13 protein-coding genes and 1 pseudogene are annotated in these 20,049 nt (G+C 45.6%); 4 read left to right on the top strand and 10 right to left on the bottom strand.

What is annotated here, in order from left to right; genetic code table 11:
• Positions 1-7 precede the first annotated feature (7 nt).
• Positions 8-901: a LysR family transcriptional regulator gene (locus MKX41_RS04670; protein ID WP_042187199.1), complete on the bottom strand. Its 894-nt coding sequence runs from the start codon at positions 899-901 to the stop codon at positions 8-10.
• Between the two features lie 131 nt (positions 902-1,032).
• Between MKX41_RS04670 and MKX41_RS04665 the strand changes: the two genes are divergently transcribed.
• Entirely contained in the window at positions 1,033-1,773 is a 741-nt protein-coding gene (locus tag MKX41_RS04665) for an SDR family NAD(P)-dependent oxidoreductase (protein ID WP_340968899.1), read from the top strand.
• A 343-nt stretch (positions 1,774-2,116) separates the two neighbouring features.
• Here the strand turns inward: MKX41_RS04665 and MKX41_RS04660 are convergent, their stop codons facing one another.
• The 3 genes and pseudogenes from MKX41_RS04660 to MKX41_RS04645 all read right to left on the bottom strand — a co-directional run bounded on the left by MKX41_RS04660 (position 2,117) and on the right by MKX41_RS04645 (position 7,634).
• A complete protein-coding gene (locus tag MKX41_RS04660; protein WP_340974817.1) occupies positions 2,117-2,839 on the bottom strand; it encodes a X2-like carbohydrate binding domain-containing protein in 723 nt (240 codons plus the stop codon).
• Between the two features lie 33 nt (positions 2,840-2,872).
• Positions 2,873-6,025, bottom strand: a pseudogene (locus tag MKX41_RS04650) (X2-like carbohydrate binding domain-containing protein); the annotation flags it as partial.
• 367 nt (positions 6,026-6,392) lie between these two features.
• A complete protein-coding gene (locus MKX41_RS04645) occupies positions 6,393-7,634 on the bottom strand; it encodes a purple acid phosphatase family protein (RefSeq protein ID WP_340968898.1) in 1,242 nt (413 codons plus the stop codon).
• A 219-nt stretch (positions 7,635-7,853) separates the two neighbouring features.
• On the opposite strand from MKX41_RS04645, the gene MKX41_RS04640 reads away from it, so the two are divergent.
• The 3 genes from MKX41_RS04640 to MKX41_RS04630 are packed head-to-tail and all read left to right on the top strand — an operon-like array spanning position 7,854 to position 11,235.
• On the top strand, positions 7,854-8,567 hold the full coding sequence (locus tag MKX41_RS04640; protein ID WP_076298420.1) for a polyphosphate polymerase domain-containing protein: 714 nt from the start codon (positions 7,854-7,856) through the stop codon (positions 8,565-8,567).
• Between the two features lie 23 nt (positions 8,568-8,590).
• Positions 8,591-9,298 (top strand): DUF4956 domain-containing protein, encoded by a 708-nt coding sequence (locus MKX41_RS04635; RefSeq protein WP_340974816.1) that lies wholly within the window; start codon positions 8,591-8,593, stop codon positions 9,296-9,298.
• Between the two features lie 29 nt (positions 9,299-9,327).
• Positions 9,328-11,235: a CotH kinase family protein gene (locus MKX41_RS04630; protein ID WP_340968896.1), complete on the top strand. Its 1,908-nt coding sequence runs from the start codon at positions 9,328-9,330 to the stop codon at positions 11,233-11,235.
• Between the two features lie 215 nt (positions 11,236-11,450).
• On the opposite strand, the gene MKX41_RS04625 is transcribed toward MKX41_RS04630, so the two are convergent.
• The 6 genes from MKX41_RS04625 to MKX41_RS04600 all read right to left on the bottom strand — a co-directional run bounded on the left by MKX41_RS04625 (position 11,451) and on the right by MKX41_RS04600 (position 19,790).
• Complete coding sequence (locus tag MKX41_RS04625) at positions 11,451-12,098, bottom strand: DUF1775 domain-containing protein (protein ID WP_052404250.1); 648 nt, start codon at positions 12,096-12,098, stop codon at positions 11,451-11,453.
• 50 nt (positions 12,099-12,148) lie between these two features.
• Entirely contained in the window at positions 12,149-12,814 is a 666-nt protein-coding gene (locus MKX41_RS04620) for a response regulator (protein ID WP_042187189.1), read from the bottom strand.
• A complete protein-coding gene (locus MKX41_RS04615; RefSeq protein WP_340968893.1) occupies positions 12,811-13,629 on the bottom strand; it encodes a sensor histidine kinase in 819 nt (272 codons plus the stop codon). The genes MKX41_RS04620 and MKX41_RS04615 overlap by 4 nt, the downstream gene beginning before the upstream one ends.
• A 245-nt stretch (positions 13,630-13,874) precedes the next feature.
• Positions 13,875-14,834, bottom strand: a complete 960-nt coding sequence (locus MKX41_RS04610; RefSeq protein ID WP_340968891.1) for a hypothetical protein — start codon at positions 14,832-14,834, stop codon at positions 13,875-13,877.
• Positions 14,835-14,854: 20 nt separating this feature from the next.
• Positions 14,855-15,775, bottom strand: a complete 921-nt coding sequence (gene cysK, locus MKX41_RS04605; protein ID WP_339270495.1) for a cysteine synthase A — start codon at positions 15,773-15,775, stop codon at positions 14,855-14,857.
• Between the two features lie 154 nt (positions 15,776-15,929).
• A complete protein-coding gene (locus tag MKX41_RS04600; RefSeq protein ID WP_340968889.1) occupies positions 15,930-19,790 on the bottom strand; it encodes a discoidin domain-containing protein in 3,861 nt (1,286 codons plus the stop codon).
• Positions 19,791-20,049: the final 259 nt, after the last annotated feature.

Raw genomic sequence — 20,049 nt, 5'->3', positions numbered from 1 at the left:
TTAAAATTCAAAATATCCTTGTCGCGGATAGCTCCTGCTTTAAAAAATGATACAATCTGGAGCTCGCCAGCTTCAAGGGATAATCCGAAAGTTTACATAGGATACCGCAGGTCATATCGATAACCTTTCCCTCCAGTTTTCGCACTACCGTTCCTGCAGGGGCCGGATTCAAGACTATCTCAGGGACAAGAGCGACGCCTAAGCCACTTTCCACAAAATATTTTAGAGCCGACATGCTTCCAATCTCCATAGTATCGAACGGTGCACCACCTGATTCCTGTAGCACACTTTCTAATTTTTTGCGATAAGGACAGTTTGCTGCCGTAATAAGTAACCTATGATCCTGTAAATCCTCTGGCGTGATATTCTCCTTGTAAGCTAGCGGATGCTCTTCTGGCATAAGTAACACAAATTCCTCCGTAAATAAGGGTTCAAAATAAAGCTCCTTACCCAGCTCTGGCGCTGAACATACAGCCATATCAATTTCGCCTCGCAAAAGCAGTTCACTGAGTGCAACGGTTCCCGCGATCTCCACGGAGACTTTCACTTTCGGAAACTGCGTCATAAAGCTGCTTAACAGCTGCGGCAAACGATAGCTCGCCGTCGGATCCGTTACCCCTATGCGGAGGTTGCCCGCCTCACCTATCTTCAAATCGACCAAACGGCTCTGCAACCGCTCCATATCCTTAACAATATGTAAGCTCTCTTCATAAAACAATCTGCCAGCTTCACTTAAGCTGATTTGTTTTCCCCGCTCAAGCAGTTGACAGCCTAAGTCGGATTCAAGCCTCTGCATTTGCATCGTGACCGTGGATTGGGCATAATTCAATTCCTCTGCTGCACGGTTAAAGCTTCCTGAACTCACAATGGTTTGAAAGGTTTTTATTGTTTTTAGATCCATTCCTGAGCCCTCCACTACTTAATTCAAATAAATTGAACCAAACCTTCAATTAATTCAATTATACGAAATCCAATAATCACTATAGAATACTCTATATCAACAACATACGCCAACCAAAGGAGTGAATAAGGATGGATCTTAACAATAAAGTAGCCTTAGTAACTGGTGGAGGTACTGGAATTGGCAAAGCTGTAAGTCTGGAATTAGCCCGACGCGGAGCCCTTGTTGCAGTGAACTATTCTAGATCCGAGGCAGAAGCTAATGAAACCGTGAATACGATTATGAATCAAGGTGGGCAAGCGATAGCAGTAAAAGCCGATGTTTCTAAGGATCAGGAAGTGCGAAGTATGGTCCATTCGATTATTCAGCATTTTGGGACGGTAGATCTGCTGGTGAATAACGCCAGTATTACTAAACATATTGCGCTGGGTGATCTGGAAAAAGCAACAGAGGAAGTCTGGGATGAACTCTATGATGTGAATGTGAAAGGAATGTTTTTCTGCGCCAGAGCAGTTGCACCATATATGAACATGAGCGGTTCAGGCACCATCGTCAATCTCGGCAGCATCGCCGGACAAACTGGCTTAGGCTCTTCCCTTCCTTATGCGGTCTCCAAAGCTGCTGTTCATGGCCTCACGAAATCTCTAGCCCATGCGCTAGCTCCAACTATTAGAGTGAACTGTGTCGCACCGGGAGCTGTTGCTACCAGATGGTGGTCTGGTCGAGAAGAACAGATGCATAAATTAGCACCTAATCTGCTGCTCCAGCGTATATCATCCACTGAGGATATCGCTCAATTCGTCTGCGCAACACTCGAACAGGAAGCAATGACCGGACAGATCATTACGGTAGATAGTGGACAAACGTTGTAACAACTAAACAAATGGCATATCAATTGAAGCGCCGATAGAATAATTAGGGAATTTCTCCCTATAATTCTGATATATCTACTCATCCAAATAGTAATTACGGAAAACCTCCCTATAATTTAGCTGATTTGCTGGAAAATAAAGAAATTCCCCTGATTTTTAGGGAGGAATTCCCTGTTTTCGTTCATTTAAGGATAAAATCGGCTATTTTCAGGGAGTTATCCCCTAATTCCTCTCTAGCTCACACGATCGTCGTTTGGTCTATTTTATAAAGATAGAAGCTGCCCCAAAAGTAGAATTCTCTACTTCTAGGACAGCCTCTATTGCATAAATATTGGTGATGTCTTTAGTTAGGTTCACTACCCCAAATCAAATTTCCTGACACGTATGCTGGTGTTTTGCTCCAGTCCACATAATTAGTATCCACCGCATTAAAAGAAAAATCTCCGGTTTGAGTGTAATTCGTCCAATCCTCTTTAGACACACGCACCTGAATGTCGATACTCGCACCCGCCGCAAGTGAACCTGCTGCACTTGAGAAACCAACCTCCAGATAATAATCCGCATTTGCTTTAGCTGTTGGCAATTTTACAAATGTTCCTGTTACATTCGCGCTTCCCACCTGTGACCAGTCACAGAAGAAGCTTTGTGCCTTCTCACCATCAATAGTGTAATAGTATCTCACTTTCACATCAGAGAGTGTCACAGCACTTGTGCTCGTATTCACCAGCTTAAACTTTGGATTCAACGTATTTCCGGAAGCAGACAATGAACTATTATACATCTGTACTTTCAATGCTGCAGTAGGAGCTACTGTCGTATCCGCAATCGTGACAACCAAGGATTGTGTGGTTCCTGCACTAAACTCAAAGGTCAGCGTAGTGCTTCCCAACGCTTGGGTCGCTAGATACTCTTTCTTGATCGTTACTGTAGAACCACTCACTGTATAATCTGTGCTTGCTACGAGGGTGGCTGTTCCGTTTTTGATCGTGCTGAGCGTATTTCCGTTCAACGTCATAGTTACTGCTACGTCTGCTTGATTCGCAGTTTTCTTATCAAAGCCTGCCATTGTTGGGGTTATCGTGGAGTTAGTTACTGGTGTTGTCGTATCCGTTACCGCAACCGCTAAGGATTGCGTCGCTCCTACGCTAAAGCTGAACGTCAGCGTGGTCGTTCCTACCGCTTGCGTCGCTAGATACGCCTTTTTAAGGGTTACTGTTGAACCGCTGACAGTATAGTCCGTTCCAGCTGCAAGGCTTGCCGTTCCGTTCTTGATTGTGCTGAGCGTGTTTCCATTCAGCGTCATGGTTACTGCGACGTCGGCCTGATTCGCTGTTTTCTTATCAAAGCTTGCGGTTGTTGGTGTTATCGTGGAGTTACTTACTGGTGTTGTCGTATCCGTCACCGCAACCGCTAAGGATTGCGTCGCACCTGCGCTAAAGCTGAACGTCAGCGTGGTCGTTCCTACCGCTTGCGTCGCTAGATACGCCTTCTTAAGGGTGACGGTAGATCCACTGACCGTGTAATCTGTACCACTAACCAATGTCGCCGTTCCGTTCTTGATTGTGCTGAGCGTGTTTCCATTCAGCGTCATGGTTACTGCGACGTCGGCCTGATTCGCTGTTTTCTTATCAAAGCTTGCGGTTGTTGGTGTTATCGTGGAGTTACTTACTGGTGTTGTCGTATCCGTCACCGCAACCGCCAATGATTGATTAGCCCCTGCGCTAAAGCTAAACGTCAGCGTGGTCGTTCCTACCGCTTGCGTCGCTAGATACGTTTTTTTAATGGTCACAGTAGATCCACTGACCGTATAATCTGTACCAGTAACCAATGTCGCCGTTCCGTTCTTGATCGTGCTGAGCGTATTTCCATTCAGTGTCAGCGTTACTGCGACGTCGGCCTGATTCGCTGTTTTCTTATCAAAGCTTGCAGTTGTTGGAGTAATGGTTGAGCCTGTAGCTGGTAGATTGACAGGATCAGCATACAATGTGCCTCGGCCATTCGTTCCGAGATATACACGTCCGTAAATTCTTGGGTCACCAGTAATCGCCATATTAATCTTGGCATATTGGTGGGCATCGTCATTAATACGAACCCAAGTTGCGCCAACATCATCGGAACGGAAGACACCCCGCACGCCATCAATCTTCGCTACCGTGTACAGTGCCATGTAAGTTTGACCCGGCGCAGCCTTTCCATAACCAATGAGATCAGCTTCTTGTACGTTGGTTAACTTCGTGAAGCTCGCACCAGAGTTCGTGGAGTGCCACAAACCATACTTATTCTCAGTCGTATTTCCTCCTGCAAACCAGATGTCACCTTCAATACCTGGTACTGCTTTCATGCTGATCTGAGCTTCATTCGGCTGTAATCCAGCTACATTATTGGTTGGGAAACCTGAAGCTGAAGTGGCAGTAAATGTAGCTCCGCCATCCACACTAACATAGAAGACCCCAGCAAAAAATCCATAAAATTTGTTAGCATTCACTCGGTCAGATGCTACTTTTGCTCCTGCAGGTAATCCGGCGCTTGCTGTCCAAGAGTTACCTGTTGTTTTGGAGTAGTACACACCAATATCCGAGGTGCTCCACAAAATAGAGTTCCCACTTGCAGACACAGCTACTTGTCCATGCCCCACTGTTGTTTTGGTGCCATTTGACGGTTCGGAATTTGGCATGTACCAGTTCACTCCACCATCGTTAGAGATACCAATGGATTTCATACTTGGTGTCTTCTCTTTATCTGCACTGCCTACCCGTACCATATATGATGGACTCAACTCTGCATAATCAATACTCATTGTTGTTGCCCATGAAGGACTAGTCTGGAATTTAGTTGGAGCTACCGACAAATCCTCATGACGGAAACCAGAAACGTCACCAAGTGCAGTGATCAAATGGGAGGTTCCCGTTGGCGGGCTTATCAACCCTAATACTGCAGTTTCCTCCACACCTTTTGCCATAACAGAGATATTCACCTTGCCTCCGGTATCCCATGAGGTCAAATTGTTTGAGCCATAAATGGTAGCCCCCGTCCCATACATCATCCGGTTAGAGTTGAAAGGATCAATTTCCAGATCGCCCATCATCCAGCCCAGTTTTGGTGAAGGATCAAGAGAGGTCGAAGTCGTTCCGTGATCGAGCCAAGGTGCTGCTGTGATATCCATACTGAACTTATAAGTTCGTTCTGGATAATTGCCCCAGTCCCAAATTCGGCTCCATGTTGCACCACCGTTAGTACTGCGGAAAATCACTTCATCAGGCCACCAAGCGTTTAAACTGGATACCATAACTGTGTTAGGATTCTGTGCATCCACAGCTAAACCACCGAAGCCATACCAATTATCCGTTCCGGTTGAAGGACTGATGTTCGTCCATGCACCGCTTGTTTTATTGTATTTCCAAACCTCACCTTTACTTCCGTCATAAGGACCTACACCATTGCTATAAGTAATATACAGATCGCCTGTAGATGAAAGCACGCCATGATGTGGCAAGTAGCCTGAAGGTTGTCCTGCCAGAGCTGTCCAAGTTACGCCTCCATCTGTACTTCGATATACGCTGCTTGCTGTATCGGCAACCCCTACATATATCGTTTGAGTCGCATTGCCAAGTGTTCCTGTGCTCTTATCGAACGTAATCCAGGATAAGCCAACGAGATCATTTCCATAATCCAGTGTCGGATTCTGAATATATGTTCCTACATTCGTAAAGGAGGTTACCTTCGACCAAGTAACACCGGAGTCCGTACTTTTCCAGAGCCCATTGCCACTTCTGGCTCCGAAGAATAAAATATTATTCTTATTCGGGTCAATGACGAGGCGTTCACCCGCAGAGCGGCCCGGCATATTGCCACCTACCTTAAAAGGCAGCGGAGTGGTTTGCCAGGTGTTTCCCCGGTCACTAGAGCGCATGATCTGACCGTTATTATCCCAGGAGTTAGTATAAGTACCTGTTGCCATATAGACTTTATTCGGATCAATAGGATCTGTAGCAAGGGCATCTACACCATTCTTATTCCAATCGACCCAGCCTACGGAGTCACTAATCGAAGTCCAACTAGAGGTAGCCTGATTCCATCGATACGCACCCCCGATATCTGTTCTGGCATAAATTAAATTGGGTTCGGACTGATTGAAAATAATTCCGGGTACAAAACCACCGCCGGCTCCCGTTACAACACTCTTCCAATTGTAAGGTTCACTTGCGGCCGCATGAGTAGTAGCTGGGAATGCAGAGAATAAAGAGCCTATCATCGCGCCAAGCAGGATTAACAATCCAGTTTTTCGGATACGATTACGAATCACGTTTTACGCCTCCTACAATTTTATTGGTTTGCTTTTGCTTTCCTCCTACTCTGTATCCCTGCTTCTTCCCTCCCCCCTAAATTCGACTATTTAAATTTTTCTGATAACGCTTTCATTATAATGGTAATGTTTTTCATAATCGATAGAAAATGGTTGTATTTTCATGAAGTTTGTCTCTAAAAATCGTACCATTTTCACACCTTAGATTACATTTCACAAGCATAAATGCCCCCCCTAAGAGGAGTGTCAAATCAAAAATCCAGAAGAATCCAAAAAAAGCCCTCTCCACCCTAACGGTGAAGAAAGCTACTACTGGTTAATGCGTAAGCACAAATTCATCCAGCATCTTACCATCCACATCATAAGCCTGATAAGTCAAACTATCCTTGGTAACACTAATCCCTGCGAACATTTGCTTGTAGTTTTGAAAATGCACCGCATGATAGAACTGATCCTCTTTTTTCTCGTTAAATTTCCCTCCGGAAGCATTGGTCACCACATATACCGTACCTTTTTTAGCACCTACCGGATTCTCACCTTCAGGAACGATTTTTCCAGCCCGCAAAGGGTAGGATCTGGAGTACTCATGATTATGACCCTGCAGCACCAGATCGACCTCATATGCATCAAAAATATTCGTCCAATCTTCTACCTTCTTATATGAATTGCCCCCGTATGCCGGACGGTGCATCGCAACAATCTTCCATTCCTTATCCGTGCTCTTCAAATCTTGCTTCAGCCACTCAGCTTGCTTTTTCAAATTGCTCTCCGTATTCAATACAGACACATGTACAGGACCGTAATCGAAGGAATACGAGGTGCCCGCAATAGAACCTTTTGCCCCGTTATCTGGCAGGTTGAAATGAGAAGTAAAGTCCGTCGCATCGTCATCAACCTGATCATGATTTCCCGTAACAGGCATTAATGGTGTCCCCGAAAGCAAGCCTTGCACGTTACCAAAAAATTGATCCCAGCCCGCCGAATCCTCCGGGTCCTCCGTTAAGTCACCATTATGCACAATAAACTTGGCCTCTGGAAAGGTCTGAAAGGCCTCGCTCAATGTCTTCCCCCACAGTTTAAAATCATCCGCCCTCTCCCCTTGAGAATCCGCGACGTTGATAAACGTAACACTATCTAGTCCAACCTCTTCCGTGGTAAATTCCGCAACTGAACTCCATCCTCCCTCAAGCCCGCTGCCCACTCTGTAAGAATATAACGTCCCAGGTTGAAGTCCTGTAACCTCCGCTTTGTGAACACCTCTGGGACCATGGTCCGTTTTGATGGCGCTACTATTTGCTTCTACCCTTAGTACATCCGATTCTACAAAGGAGGACATCTGTCCCTTTACTAACTCCAGAACTCCTGCGGCATTGGAATCGCTAGTATACCAAGTAAACGCACGACTCGTTCCCGCATCTCCCTTAAAGGTGGTAACAAGATCATACGGGGCTGATGATTTCTTGGAGCTCCCGGATTTGGACCACTCCATCCCAACAGCCACCAAGATCAGAACAATCACTACTATCCCTAGGATGATGGCGAATTTATAGTCTTTCATCACGGCTCCTCCTTCATTTTTCTCTCTAGTCTTCTAACTAAGATAGCCTTCCAGAAAGTCAGAAGTCAAATCTATAGATCTATACTTTTGTTAACGCAGTGTAAAACATTCAGCTAACATTCAGTCTATTTTAAGTTAAGCATAAGGTCTGTCTCCTAGAATTAGTTGTGCAAGAAGGTTAGCCAACGACAGAGATAGAGATAGAAACGAGGTGGGAAAATGAGTAACAAGCTTCAATTCCGACATGAACTAAAATTCTTCATTAACTATCATCAATACCTTGTATTACGCCAACGATTACAGAGTTTGATTGATACAGACCAGCATGCCAATGAGAGTGGCGAATATCATATCCGCAGTTTGTATTTTGACGACATCAACAACTCGGCGCTTGCCGACAAACTCGGAGGTCTCAGAGAACGCGCCAAATATCGTATTCGTATCTACAACATTCAAGACAACATCATTCACTTTGAGAAAAAAATCAAAATGGACGATTATATCGCCAAAATTAAAGAGCCGCTGACCCGTCAAATGTACGACGAGATCATGGCAGGTAACTATGAGGTCCTGAATGTCCCGGACAGTCCACTGTTCATGGAATTATACAATCAGATGCGCCATAACCTTCTTCGGCCGAAGGTCATCGTGGATTATGTTCGCGAGCCCTATGTTTGCCACAACGGCAACGTGCGGATCACGTTCGATAAAGAATTACGTACCGGTCTGCATTCGACGGATATTTTTGATAAGGATTTGCATCCGATTCGGGCGATTGATGAGAACTTTATTATTTTTGAAGTGAAATTTGATGAGTACATTCCGGAATACATTAAGATTGCGCTGCAGTTAGAGGGGCTGAACAGACAGTCCGCTTCAAAATATGTGATCTGCCGCAAATTCTTAAAAACCAACACTTGGGAGGATTATTGATTATGAATGCATCACTAGCAACAATGGCAGCAACCGCAACAACAGATACAACCACAAATACTTTTTCAGATATCATTAAAAACTCGGTGATAGACAACTTTGTCTCCGATATAAGCATCTCGAAAATGCTAATCACGTTAGGTGTGGCTTTTCTAATTGGCTACTTTATTTATCTGCTCTATAAACGTGTATTTAGCGGAGTGTTATACTCCAAAAGCTTCAACGTCTCGCTAATGGGCATGACCATGATTACAGCCACTGTCATTATCGCCATCAACTCTAATCTTGTGCTGTCCCTCGGTATGGTCGGCGCATTGTCCATCGTTCGTTTCAGAACGCCGATCAAAGATCCAACAGATCTGATCTTCTTATTCTGGGCAGCAGTAGCAGGGATTGTAACTGGCGCAGGCTTCTTCACTTTGGCTATTGTGGGTTCAATCATCATAGGTCTAATTCTGTTCCTCTTCATAAAACATTCTTCTATCGAAACACCATACTTGCTAGTCATTAACTGTGATAGCGACGAGAGTGAACGTGAAGTCCACAGCCATATCACCAAATCCGTGAAACGCTACAACGTGAAGCAAAAAACAGTATCTGCAAACAATATCGAATTAACACTAGAGCTTCGTCTGGATGATAAAGTAGGTGGCTTTGTCAACACAGTTTCCGACCTTAAAGGTGTAAAAAATGCACTTCTGATTAGCTATAGCGGCGACTATGTATCCTAAACACAATAAGATGAAAGGCGGTGCCCCAGATGAAAGCAAGAGGTAAATCTATCCTGCTGAGTCTTTGTTGCCTGCTGCTGGTCATCGCCGTAGCTGGGTGCCAGAACGCAAGTCCATCGGCAACAAACGAAACTGCAACAGATTCTAAGGATAAGGTAGTCTCGAGCGACGAGAAAAATCTAGACGAGCAGGTCTTTCCAAAAGATAAGGTCGTCGATGTCAAAATCACTTTGGACCCGGATGATTTTCAGGATATGCTGGATAATGCCAGCGCGGAAGAATATAAAACCGCATCGGTTGAGTACAACGGCGTTAAATTCGATAACGTTGCCGTGCGGACCAAAGGAAATCTTAGTCTCAGAAGTGTAGTACAGATGACAGACTCTGATCGGTACAGCTTCAAAATTTCTTTTGATGAGTACGTAAACCAGAATTTATTCGGCATCACTAAGATCAACCTGAATAACAATTACAGCGATGCTTCTTATATGCGTGAATTTCTGACCTATGAGCTCGCTGAGAGTGTCGGACTCCCGACGCCGAAATATTCCTTCGTTAATGTATACGTCAACGATGAACTGAAGGGCTTCTACCTCGCGGTGGAACAGATCGGCGACGCATATTTGGAACGCAATTTCGGGAACTCTTACGGCGCACTTTATAAAGGGGAAATGACCGGTCAGGGCAGTGACTTGACTTGGCTTGGTGACGACCCTTCCCTCTATACCGGATTAGTAATGAAGTCGGATAAATCTAACGATGATATTCTGATCGATATGCTGAATGAGCTTAATAACGGCACCGATTATGAAAAATACATCGACGTAGAGGAATCGCTGAAGTATATCGCTCTAAATGCGGTCACGGCAAATATGGACAGTTATTTAGGTGGTAATAAACAAAATTATTACTTATATGAAGACGAAGGCGTCTTCTCGATCCTGCCGTGGGATTATAATATGGCTTTTGGCGGCATGGGCAGCGCAGACGTACTGATTGACGAGCCTACACAAGGCACGCTGGCTGAACGTCCTCTGATTGCGAAGCTACTTGCTAACGACGAATACAAAGCGAAATATCACGAGATCGTCAGCGAAATGATTAATGGCTATCTAGCGGATGATACGTTTCAAACTAGAATGGATCAGCTGGACATGATGATTTCCAGCTATGTCAAAGCAGATCCTTCTGCTTTCTACACCTTCGAGCAATATGAAGAAGGGATTAAGTCTGTTAAGACCTTCATGTCGAACATGGCTAAAAATATCCAGCAGCAGCTCGACGGAACCATCCCTTCCTCCGGTGACGGATCGGGAAGCGGTATGGGTGGTGGCATGGGCGGCGGCGGCTTTGGAGGTGGTGCTAGGAATGGCGCTGGTGCTGGAGAAGGCGCGAACGGCGCGGGTAACGGGCAGACTGGCGCGGGGGCGGATCAGAGCGCGGGTGGCGCTGCACCGAACGCCGAAAGCGGACAAGCTGCCACGGATGGGCAGGCTCCTCAGGGCGGTGCAGGCGGTGAGCCCGGTGCCATGGGCAGACCGGCTATCCCTGATGCCGGCGCGGGTCCCGGCAGTAACACGCAAGCAACAGCTGGCGGGCAAGCTGCTCAAGGTGGTCAAACCAACACCGACGGGCAAGCCGCTCAGGGTGCGCAGACCAATACCGATGGGCAAGCCGCTCAAGGTGGATTCACTGGAGGGCCTGGCGGTGCACCGGGTGCCATGGGTGGACCAGCTATCACTGAAGGTGGAAATGGCCCTGGCGGTGGCGGAATGGGTGGCGGTATGCCTGGTGGCATGGGTGGTAACTTTGGCGGCAGTGCTGGCGCTATGCAGCAAAAAGGCAGCACGAGTGAAGCCATCACTACTGGGGTCGCGATACTTCTCTTACTGCTGACTGCAGTCTTTGTGACCTTCTATAAGCGGAAACGGCTGTAGCCAAGTAAAAGTAATTCACAACAAAAAAACATAAAAGAAGCTCCCGTCGTTTATCGGCTGGGGCTTCTTTCATGTCCTAAAGATCATATTGCCAAATTTCCACAAAAAAACCGTGAACAGTCTCAAACTTCACTCGAGACTGTTCACAGTTATAAATTCAAACTTTTCTCTTATCAAAGTATCCAACTCAGATCACGGAATCCAACGATCTCCGCTTACTCTTTCCGCCCGCGCAATATACTTATAGCCGCTATTAAAAAGGCAAGTAAAGATATCCCGACTGCGATGTAGACCATTGGATTGACACTGTTTGATTTTTCCTCATCTTTCATAATAGCATTATGCTCTTCCATGCTCATGGAATCGCTCTTCACATTGGAACCGTGAGAATGTTCATCCCCACCGGAAGCTTGTACAATTGTAGTAATGGAATGCGGATTCTCTGTTCCAGCCTCACCGGACCATTGCACCAAGCTTCCATCGGCATAGTGCTGATAAGCATCCCATGCAATGTCGCCAGCGGCATCAGGGTTCTTGGCCGTAAAGTAGAAGCGTTGGAATTGCCCCTTCTGAATGCCCTCACCATTAGCTATCCAGCTAACCTTATTCCCCTCAATGGTAACATCCCATCCGGGTGTAGCCTCATATTGTTTAAACTCGGCACCTGCTGGAACTCGTAGATCAACTTGTACAGTTGCCACGTCTTTTTCCGAAGGAACCTTTAATGTATAAGTCTCCCATGCCCCCGTGCTAGATTGTGCTGGTGCCACGGTTACGTGCGCGCTAGCCACTGCTGCGAACAATAACAGTGTTGCTGCAGCTGGTGCGAATAACGTCATTATTTTGCGAGATAATCTGTTCATAGTTAGCCTCTTCTCATCAATAATTATATATCTTCGTCCTTAATTCCCTGCTATACATCTTTCGAAAAATCTCGTTTACGCGAAGCAAGCCCTTGCTCCAAGGCATAACGCGTCAGCTGCGTTCGGTTTTGGAGTTGCAGCTTTTGGAGGATGTTCTTCAAATGGTTTTTTACGGTATGCTCCGAAATCCCCAAGCTCACTGCAATCTCCTTGTTTTTTGATCCAGAAGATACACAGCTTAAAATTTCTTTCTCTCTAGCCGTCAACGACTCCCCTTCATCCGTTACAGAGGGTACGGTGAACTCCTTCAAGATTTGAAAAGCCAGCTCCCGACTAAGCGGTGCTTCTTCATTAACAATGGCCTGCAAATATTGAATCCAGGTGGAAGGTGCCAGATTCTTTAGCAAATACCCCTGTGCTCCTTGCTTTAGCGCTTCGAGGAGGTGGGAAATTTCGTCCGATACGGTAACGATAACGATTTTGACATAAGGATATTCCTGCTTGATCCGGCGAGTCGTCTCCAGCCCGTCCATTTCCGGCATCTGAATATCGATTAGGATGAGATCAGGCATCCACTGGGCTGTGAAAGCGATCGCTTCAGCACCACTCTCCACTACTCCAATGACCTCAAAACTATCATCCATGGACAAAATCTCGCACATCGCCTCACGTGCATGCGCATGGTCATCTACAACTAAAACCCGGTATCGGCTCATGGACTGACTTCCCCTTTCGTAATTTCAACCTGGGTGCCTGTGTCACCAGAAGTCAGCCTAAGCTTCCAGCCCATCCCCTCGACACGTTCCTTCATGATCTGAAGTCCGTAGCTGCCACTCACTTCAAATGGATCATACTGAAATCCTTCTCCATTGTCTGTAACAACTACCCTCCAGTTCTTCTCATCGCCAGCGCCAGTAATTGAAACCAGTCCAGCTCGTGTATGCTTACGAACATTAATGATCGCTTCGCGAATACTGGATAACAATTCTGATTTTTCCGAAGGGGAGAGCGCATCATCTTGCAGGCTCCATTCGAGAGAGGCTTCAATCATAATCTCGTTCGCCATCTGGGTTAGCTGATCTTTTACCGACTGTTCCAATGAAAAAGAACTCTGCTCTGAGACCGGAATCTTCAGATTGGCAATGGCCTGCCGCACATAACGGTTCACCTCATGGACCGTCTTTTTGATCTGATCCACATTTTCCTCACTGACCTCACCATTCTTGCGGCTTGCTTCTAGCCGGTCGATTTTGACAGATAAGAGAAATAAAGATTGCGCCATTCCATCATGCAGTTCTTTGGCAAGTCCTTCCCGAGCCTTCATTGCATCTTTAAGCGCACGTTCCTGCTCCAGCTCCCGCTGATTCCGTTCCATAAGAGAGAACAAAGGGACGAGCAACACAAGACTGACTAAAAACACCAGGACTGGCGTCAAATAGTTCCCCAAATCCATAGAAATATAAGGCATTAGAAACTGGTGACGCACAATCTCCCAGATCCCCACCATTAGCGTTGGCAATAACAGGATCATATACTTTATTTGTTTATACGTTGCCGTCCCCTCCTGCACATCTTATGCTTAACAATATCACCGTCTCATCTAAGCGACATGACTCGATCGGGCTATATAGACCCATTAATGTTACAAATTTAAGTATTTTAAAAGGTGATTGCTGACATTCATAATATCATAAGCAGGCTTTCTTATATTGTAGCAAAAAAAAGATACATCTCACGATGCACCCAATCATTTCTACTTTTACTGCGAAATCCTACCTAAAGTGGTGAAGTATAACGTCCATATTGGATATCCATTTCTTTAAACGAATCTCCCTCTCCTTTCAGAAAAAACGTATTTACTCCCTCTGAGCCCCACCAATTCAGGCCGAGTAATGGGCCCTCTGAGGTATCAGCAGCAAAAAGGATGGAGAACATTTCAGGCATAACCTCTCCGCCATCATCCACCCGCCAGACCGAATATTCATCTCCTTGAATCACCGCTGGATAGTCCATGAAGGTAAATTCATCTTTTTCTTTCCAAACGAGACTAAATAACATATTCTGATCCAGCCTTACGAATTGAACGAGATACAGCTGCCGATCTGTGGATAAGTCTGCCAGCTTCCATATTTTCTGAATTTCACGTTTTTTCGTATCTACAATACGCTGTCGAACACTTTCCTCCACAGTAGATAAAGCTTCTTGACCCTCTAGAGATTCAATAGGCAAAAGCGCATCAACCTTAAAGTCTGTTTGATCCGTCAAATAGTAGGTTTCATCCGGGGTCGCACTTGCTTCTTCCACCGTAAAAAGATAACCCGCCAGATTTACAAAATTATGTGCCATCTCCCGGCCATTGCTGTTCTCTGTTCCATCCTGCCATTTAATAAATTTAACCTTTAACACATTCCCCTGATCACCAATAGCCTCATTTAATTGTGCCATCTCCTGATCCAGCCCTTTTTCATGCCCGGTAACTAGAATATTCCGCCCCTCTGCATCCGCAAAGCCAAAATTCGTCTTCAGCTTCTCAGTATCTAGATAAGCTTCAGTCTTCTGCTTGCTTGGAGTTGGTAATGGCTCTGCGCTTGGAGGAAGCGTTGGTGAAGGCAGTACAGTTTCAGCACTTTGTTCCGGTGTAGACTCAACATGATCGCCATCACTGGTCATAGAGTTGTTGCTGGAACAACCCACCAACATAAGAGCAATAAAGAAACTTACCATAAGCTTATTCATTCTTTTTCCTCCAAACGAAGTTAGAATATTCCCATGCTCAGGTAACGTTCCCCCGCATCAGGTGCAATACATAGCACTCGCTTGCCGGCCCCGAGGCGCCGTGCTTCCTGCAATGCTGTCCATACTGCGGCTCCACCTGATGGTCCAAGCAGAATTCCTTCCTGTGCTGCCAGCATTCTCACGGTATTCAGTGCATCTTCATCCGAAACTTGAACAATTTCATCGTAGACCTTTGTATTCAGAATGGCGGGTATAAAGCCCGGACTGGTTCCAACCAGCTTATGCGGTCCAGGCTTTCCACCGGATAATACTGGTGAGCCCTGCGGCTCAACAACTAGAATACGAATATCTGGAAGCTGCTCACGCAACACTTCCCCAGTTCCAGTTATCGTACCACCTGTTCCCGAAGAAGCAACGAACACGTCCAGCTTCCCTTCCATTTGCTCCATAATTTCAAGAGCTGTCGTAGTGCGGTGAATGTCAGGGTTCGCTTTGTTCTCAAATTGCTGTGGAATAAAGCTGTTTGCCACTTCTTTCCCCAGCTCGATTGCTTTTGTTATAGCTCCCGGCATCCGCTCCGCTGCAGGAGTCAGAACAACTTCAGCGCCATAAGCCTTTAGAATGTTGATTCGTTCCTTCGTCATATTGTCAGGCATGACAAGAATCGCTTTATAGCCTTTTGCAGCGGCATTCATAGCCAATCCAATGCCTGTATTTCCGCTTGTCGGCTCTATAATGGTCCCTCCGGGCTTCAGCAGCCCGGCTAGTTCTGCTTGCAGGATCAGATTATAAGCTGCTCTATCCTTTACACTGCCACTGGGATTGAAGCGTTCCAGCTTTACATATAGTTCTGCATCTTGGGGGGTGGTCAACCGATTTAGTCGCACAACCGGTGTATTCCCAATCAGCTCAGTTATATTGTTAACAACTAGTGGTGTCATATATAGCGCCTCCTTCATTACTTTACATACCCTTCATTGTAACTTGAGTGGCACCTCCTGTCGATTCTGGAGCTTGCAAGCTCCCTAAGTTAAAAAGCCGCCTCCCAAATTTATGGGTAGGCGGCTTCATTATAACTGACTACTGATCTACAATTTACGGATTCACGTTAATGGTAAAAGTAGAAGTATTATTCTTAATATTTGTTACCGTGTTCGTAATCTTCAGATTGTTGAAGGTTGCTGAGCCTCTGGCTGGACCTTGACCAGCCTCAGCAGCTTCATTCACCCAGATACCCACTCCGGATTTACTATCAAAAGCATCGCCGCTCTTCTGCGCACCGGTAATTGTAACATTATTAAAGATGGTATCTGTTACAGGGAATTGTGGAGTGGAACCTACATAGTTGGTCTGGAACATGATGCCATGATAGGTCGGATCAATGATATCCACATCATTGACTCGGATACCTTGGAAGACCTTGGAGGCCGAGAATACCCAGATCGCCGGGAAAGTCTGCGCGCCCCAGAAATGCCCACCTGCACGAACAATAGAAATATTCTCAAAATTCGTAGTCGGTGAAGCTCCGAAGCCATTCATCGGATATCCAAAGTCTAAAGAGCTGATTGTAATCCCGGAGTAGCAAAGTGTATCCGCAATATAAATATTACGGAAGGTATTTGCGTATCCACCATAGACAGCTACACCAGCAGCACGCCAAGTCAAGATTGAAGTGAGGTTCTCATAGATGTTATCCTTCATATCTGCACCACCAGAATCAATCGCCGAGAACAATGCAAAGCTATCATCACCTGTTGCCCGTGCTTCAATATTAGACACCAGGTTATTCGTGCTTCCATTAGTCATATTGATGCCGTCAGCGAAGGTGTTACGTATACGGGAGTTTTTAATCACCATGTTATCGGTATTGGCTCCCCAGTACATACAGACCTGATGTTCAGTCCAGATGTTGTCGATCGTAATGTTCGCCACATTGGAGAAATCAAATACTTTACCAGGACCGTCGATACGAGAAGTATAGTTTCCGAAATAAGCGAAATTCGCAAAGGTAGATCCATTCGCAGTATCACTGGCTCGGAATCCGACATCGGTATTCTCTTGGTTAGTTGGAGCAATGAACCTTGTATACCAAGGACCCGCACCGATAACCTTCACTGCCTTGCCGTAGACCTGAAACTTGTTAGAGGTCTGATAGTTTCCTGGTGGCAAATATACACCTACGAGATTTCCTGTGGTGTCCATACGCACTTTATCAAGCGCATTTTGAACATCCTGATGCGTAAAGCCTGCAGGAACAGTGTATTTAGTCGGATCTGGATTAGCAATCGGTGAAACCTGCTCAAGACTGATGAAGTCGATGGCGTATTGGGAAGTGTTAGTGGAATCCTTTTGTAAACGGATCGTACTTCCTGCCGGAATGGTACTATCAAACATAATGTTAGCTTCATCATAAATATGCCGTGGAGAACCTGCGCTTGGCGAATTTCCAGGACTTGTCTCAGAACCGTACAACCATGCATATTTAGAGGTTAAGTTAATAGCTTTGCTAAAGACACCATTAACATAGATGTTAAGCGTAGCATTTGTGCCGTCACCACTCGCTGAATCTGGAATCGAGAAACGAGTAACCAGAGTGTTCGTGCTGGCTTTTGTCGTGAATTCAACATAGCTACCTGTGGTGTTCAGAGTGACTGCTCTTCTGCCTGAAGCCTCACCTGCAGGATCGCCGATGGTCCGGTTGGCTGAAAGCTTCACGGCCCCACCGCCAATAACTCCATCCTCAGCCTCATACATGTCGTAAGGCATGTTCGCACCTCGACCGATGAACAGTGACTGCGTCTGAATATTATTAGCCCGTTTTACAGGCAGCTCATTAGCATCTACTGCAATTTCACTCTTCACAGTATATTTGCCATTTCCTGCAGTCCAATTACCAAGAGCTACAGGCGCTGTGGTCACCCCACTTGCGATCACGCCGTTATAGGAGCCTGTTAGAGTCTTAACCACCGCATTCGTAGTAGCATCTAAAACCGTCAGAGTTATGTTATGCGCACCACTCGCGGAAGCTGCTGTACCTTGATTCTTAATGGCAACTGAGAAGCTTACAGTGTTGCCGCCTGCTGGATTGCCAGGTGTCCAACTGACGGAGGAAGCAACCAGATCAGAACTGGACACTGGAGCAATAATAAGGGAAGCCGGACTAGTAAAACTATTATTCCCCTCATTTGATTCAATCACTGTATTATTCTCATCGACCTTTGCACTTAATGAATAGGTTGCTGCATCTTTTGCGCCCAGGTTAAGAGATACGCTCGTTGATGCGCCAGCAGCTAGAGCACCTACTGGACTAGTACCTACAAGGGTAGTGCCCAAATAAAAATTCACATTAGTTGCAGCAGATGCTAGAGATCCGATATTCTTAACTGTTGCATTAAGTGTAATGGCATCCGTCTCAATTGGAGAGGTTGGAGTCCATGTAAGAGCAGTCACCGTCAAATCTGGATTCGCAGATGGTGTACCAATTACCTGAAATTCAGCAATTTGTCCAGCACTTGAACCAGAGTTGGTAGTGATCTTTAGCTGCAATTCACTAGCCGTAGCCGTGACCGGAATCGTCACTGTATTGCCGGTTGCCGGATTAAAGGTATACACGGTCGCAGGTACAAGACTCGTAAAAGCCGTTGTATTCTGATTATGCCCAAGCACTTGAATGGTCTGAGTACGTGTCGACCACGCCGATGCAGGATTCAGCTTGAGAACAACCGATGTAACATCAGCATTGCTGCCCAAATTAACAGTTAATGTGTTCGGATAACTTCCCCCTGCCCCCTCCCAATAAGTAGTTACATCACCGTCATTCGCATTCGTCTGCACAAAGGTAAAGACCGAGGACGACGCAGTTATACTTTTGTTCAAAGCCAAATTTGAACCCGTCCCAGGTGTTGGGGTTACCGTTGGTGTCGGTGTTACTGTCGGTGTTGGTGTTGGTGTTGGTGTTGGTGTTGCCGTTGGTGTGGCCGTTGGCATTGGGGTTGGCGTTGCCGTTGGTGATGGTGTTGCTGTCGGTGCTGAAGATGGAGTAAGGATCAGGTTGTCCAGATTCACGTTTCCAGTATCACCAGCGTCATATTTATAAGTAATCGTATTAGCACCAGCATTCAAGGCTAGCGTTTCAACCTTTGTGGACCATGTATTCCAGTTGGCCAGATTTAAAAGAGAAGATTGCTTTAATTTCGTCCCATTTACATAAATACTTACCGTTTTTGTGCTGCCTGAAGCATTTGCATATTTTAATGCGGCATCATAGTTTCCAGCAGAGGCAACATTAACACTAAAGGCAGTCGTTGCTCCTTGTGTCAAATAGCCATCTACAAATCCGGTTCCGGTATAACCGGTATGATCTGTATTGACTTTTGCTCCACCGGATAAAGCAGCATTCTCCGCTTCATATCCTGTTGTTGGAAGTGTCGTTGTGCTGCCATAAATCTCAAATTCCGATAACTGTGCTGCTGGCCATCCTGTATTTGCCGTGAAGTTCAATTTAACATATCTAGCACTCGCAGCTGTAAAATTAATGGTCACAGTATTAGATCCGCTTGCTGGATTAAAGGTGTAATTGGCAGAGGCTGCTAAATTAGTGTAAGTAGAATCATCAGAGCTTCCCTCCACCGACAACGTTTGGGTTCTTGTTTCCCAGTTCGTCGGCAGTTTTAGAACAACCTGATTGACACTGCTTACGTCGCCTAAGTCCACTTTAATCCATTGCGGGAATGCGTTACTTACACTCTCCCAATACGTTCCTTGATTGCTGTCATTGGCATTAGTTGCTACATAAACATCGCCAAATGAGCTTGAAGTAATGCTTTTACCTTGGGCTAAATTCCCCGCAGCTAAACTCACCGAGGGGTACAACGCTAATTGACCTACAAACAATATTACAATCAAAAAATACATTACTGCCGACTTACCCGTAATTTTTTTAGAAGCTGCTATCATTAGAGAACCACCTCCCAAAGTTTTGTGAAGCTATGCAGCCAATAAGAATACGCTTTCAAAATAGTATTGTTATAGACATTCGCCTCCTAAAATGGACCTGATAGTTTTCAACGAGACTTAACAATCGTTTTATTATTAGCTGCCTGTCCTCCCGTATCCTTGACTCTGACTTCAATAAGTCACTGATCTATACCCAGAGGTTGACCACAAACTAACTAATAATGGTAATAATATAAGTTATAGGAAGGTGGACGTCGAT

The sequence above is a fragment of the Paenibacillus sp. FSL R5-0475 genome, assembly GCF_038004585.1.
Lineage (GTDB): Bacteria > Bacillota > Bacilli > Paenibacillales > Paenibacillaceae > Paenibacillus_AQ.
The sequence above is the reverse complement of the archived record's forward strand: the minus strand, read 5'-3'. Positions and strand labels throughout refer to the sequence as shown.

Coding starts and splice junctions, on each gene's coding strand:
- MKX41_RS04640 (WP_076298420.1), top strand. CDS start 7,854: ATGAGTAACAAGCTTCAATTCCGACATGAACTAAAATTCTTCATTAAC.
- MKX41_RS04665 (WP_340968899.1), top strand. CDS start 1,033: ATGGATCTTAACAATAAAGTAGCCTTAGTAACTGGTGGAGGTACTGGA.
- MKX41_RS04670 (WP_042187199.1), bottom strand. CDS start 901: ATGGATCTAAAAACAATAAAAACCTTTCAAACCATTGTGAGTTCAGGA.
- MKX41_RS04600 (WP_340968889.1), bottom strand. CDS start 19,790: ATGATAGCAGCTTCTAAAAAAATTACGGGTAAGTCGGCAGTAATGTAT.
- MKX41_RS04615 (WP_340968893.1), bottom strand. CDS start 13,629: ATGATCCTGTTATTGCCAACGCTAATGGTGGGGATCTGGGAGATTGTG.
- MKX41_RS04610 (WP_340968891.1), bottom strand. CDS start 14,834: ATGAATAAGCTTATGGTAAGTTTCTTTATTGCTCTTATGTTGGTGGGT.
- MKX41_RS04635 (WP_340974816.1), top strand. CDS start 8,591: ATGGCAGCAACCGCAACAACAGATACAACCACAAATACTTTTTCAGAT.
- cysK (WP_339270495.1), bottom strand. CDS start 15,775: ATGACACCACTAGTTGTTAACAATATAACTGAGCTGATTGGGAATACA.
- MKX41_RS04625 (WP_052404250.1), bottom strand. CDS start 12,098: ATGAACAGATTATCTCGCAAAATAATGACGTTATTCGCACCAGCTGCA.
- MKX41_RS04620 (WP_042187189.1), bottom strand. CDS start 12,814: ATGAGCCGATACCGGGTTTTAGTTGTAGATGACCATGCGCATGCACGT.
- MKX41_RS04660 (WP_340974817.1), bottom strand. CDS start 2,839: ATGGCAGGCTTTGATAAGAAAACTGCGAATCAAGCAGACGTAGCAGTA.
- MKX41_RS04630 (WP_340968896.1), top strand. CDS start 9,328: ATGAAAGCAAGAGGTAAATCTATCCTGCTGAGTCTTTGTTGCCTGCTG.
- MKX41_RS04645 (WP_340968898.1), bottom strand. CDS start 7,634: ATGAAAGACTATAAATTCGCCATCATCCTAGGGATAGTAGTGATTGTT.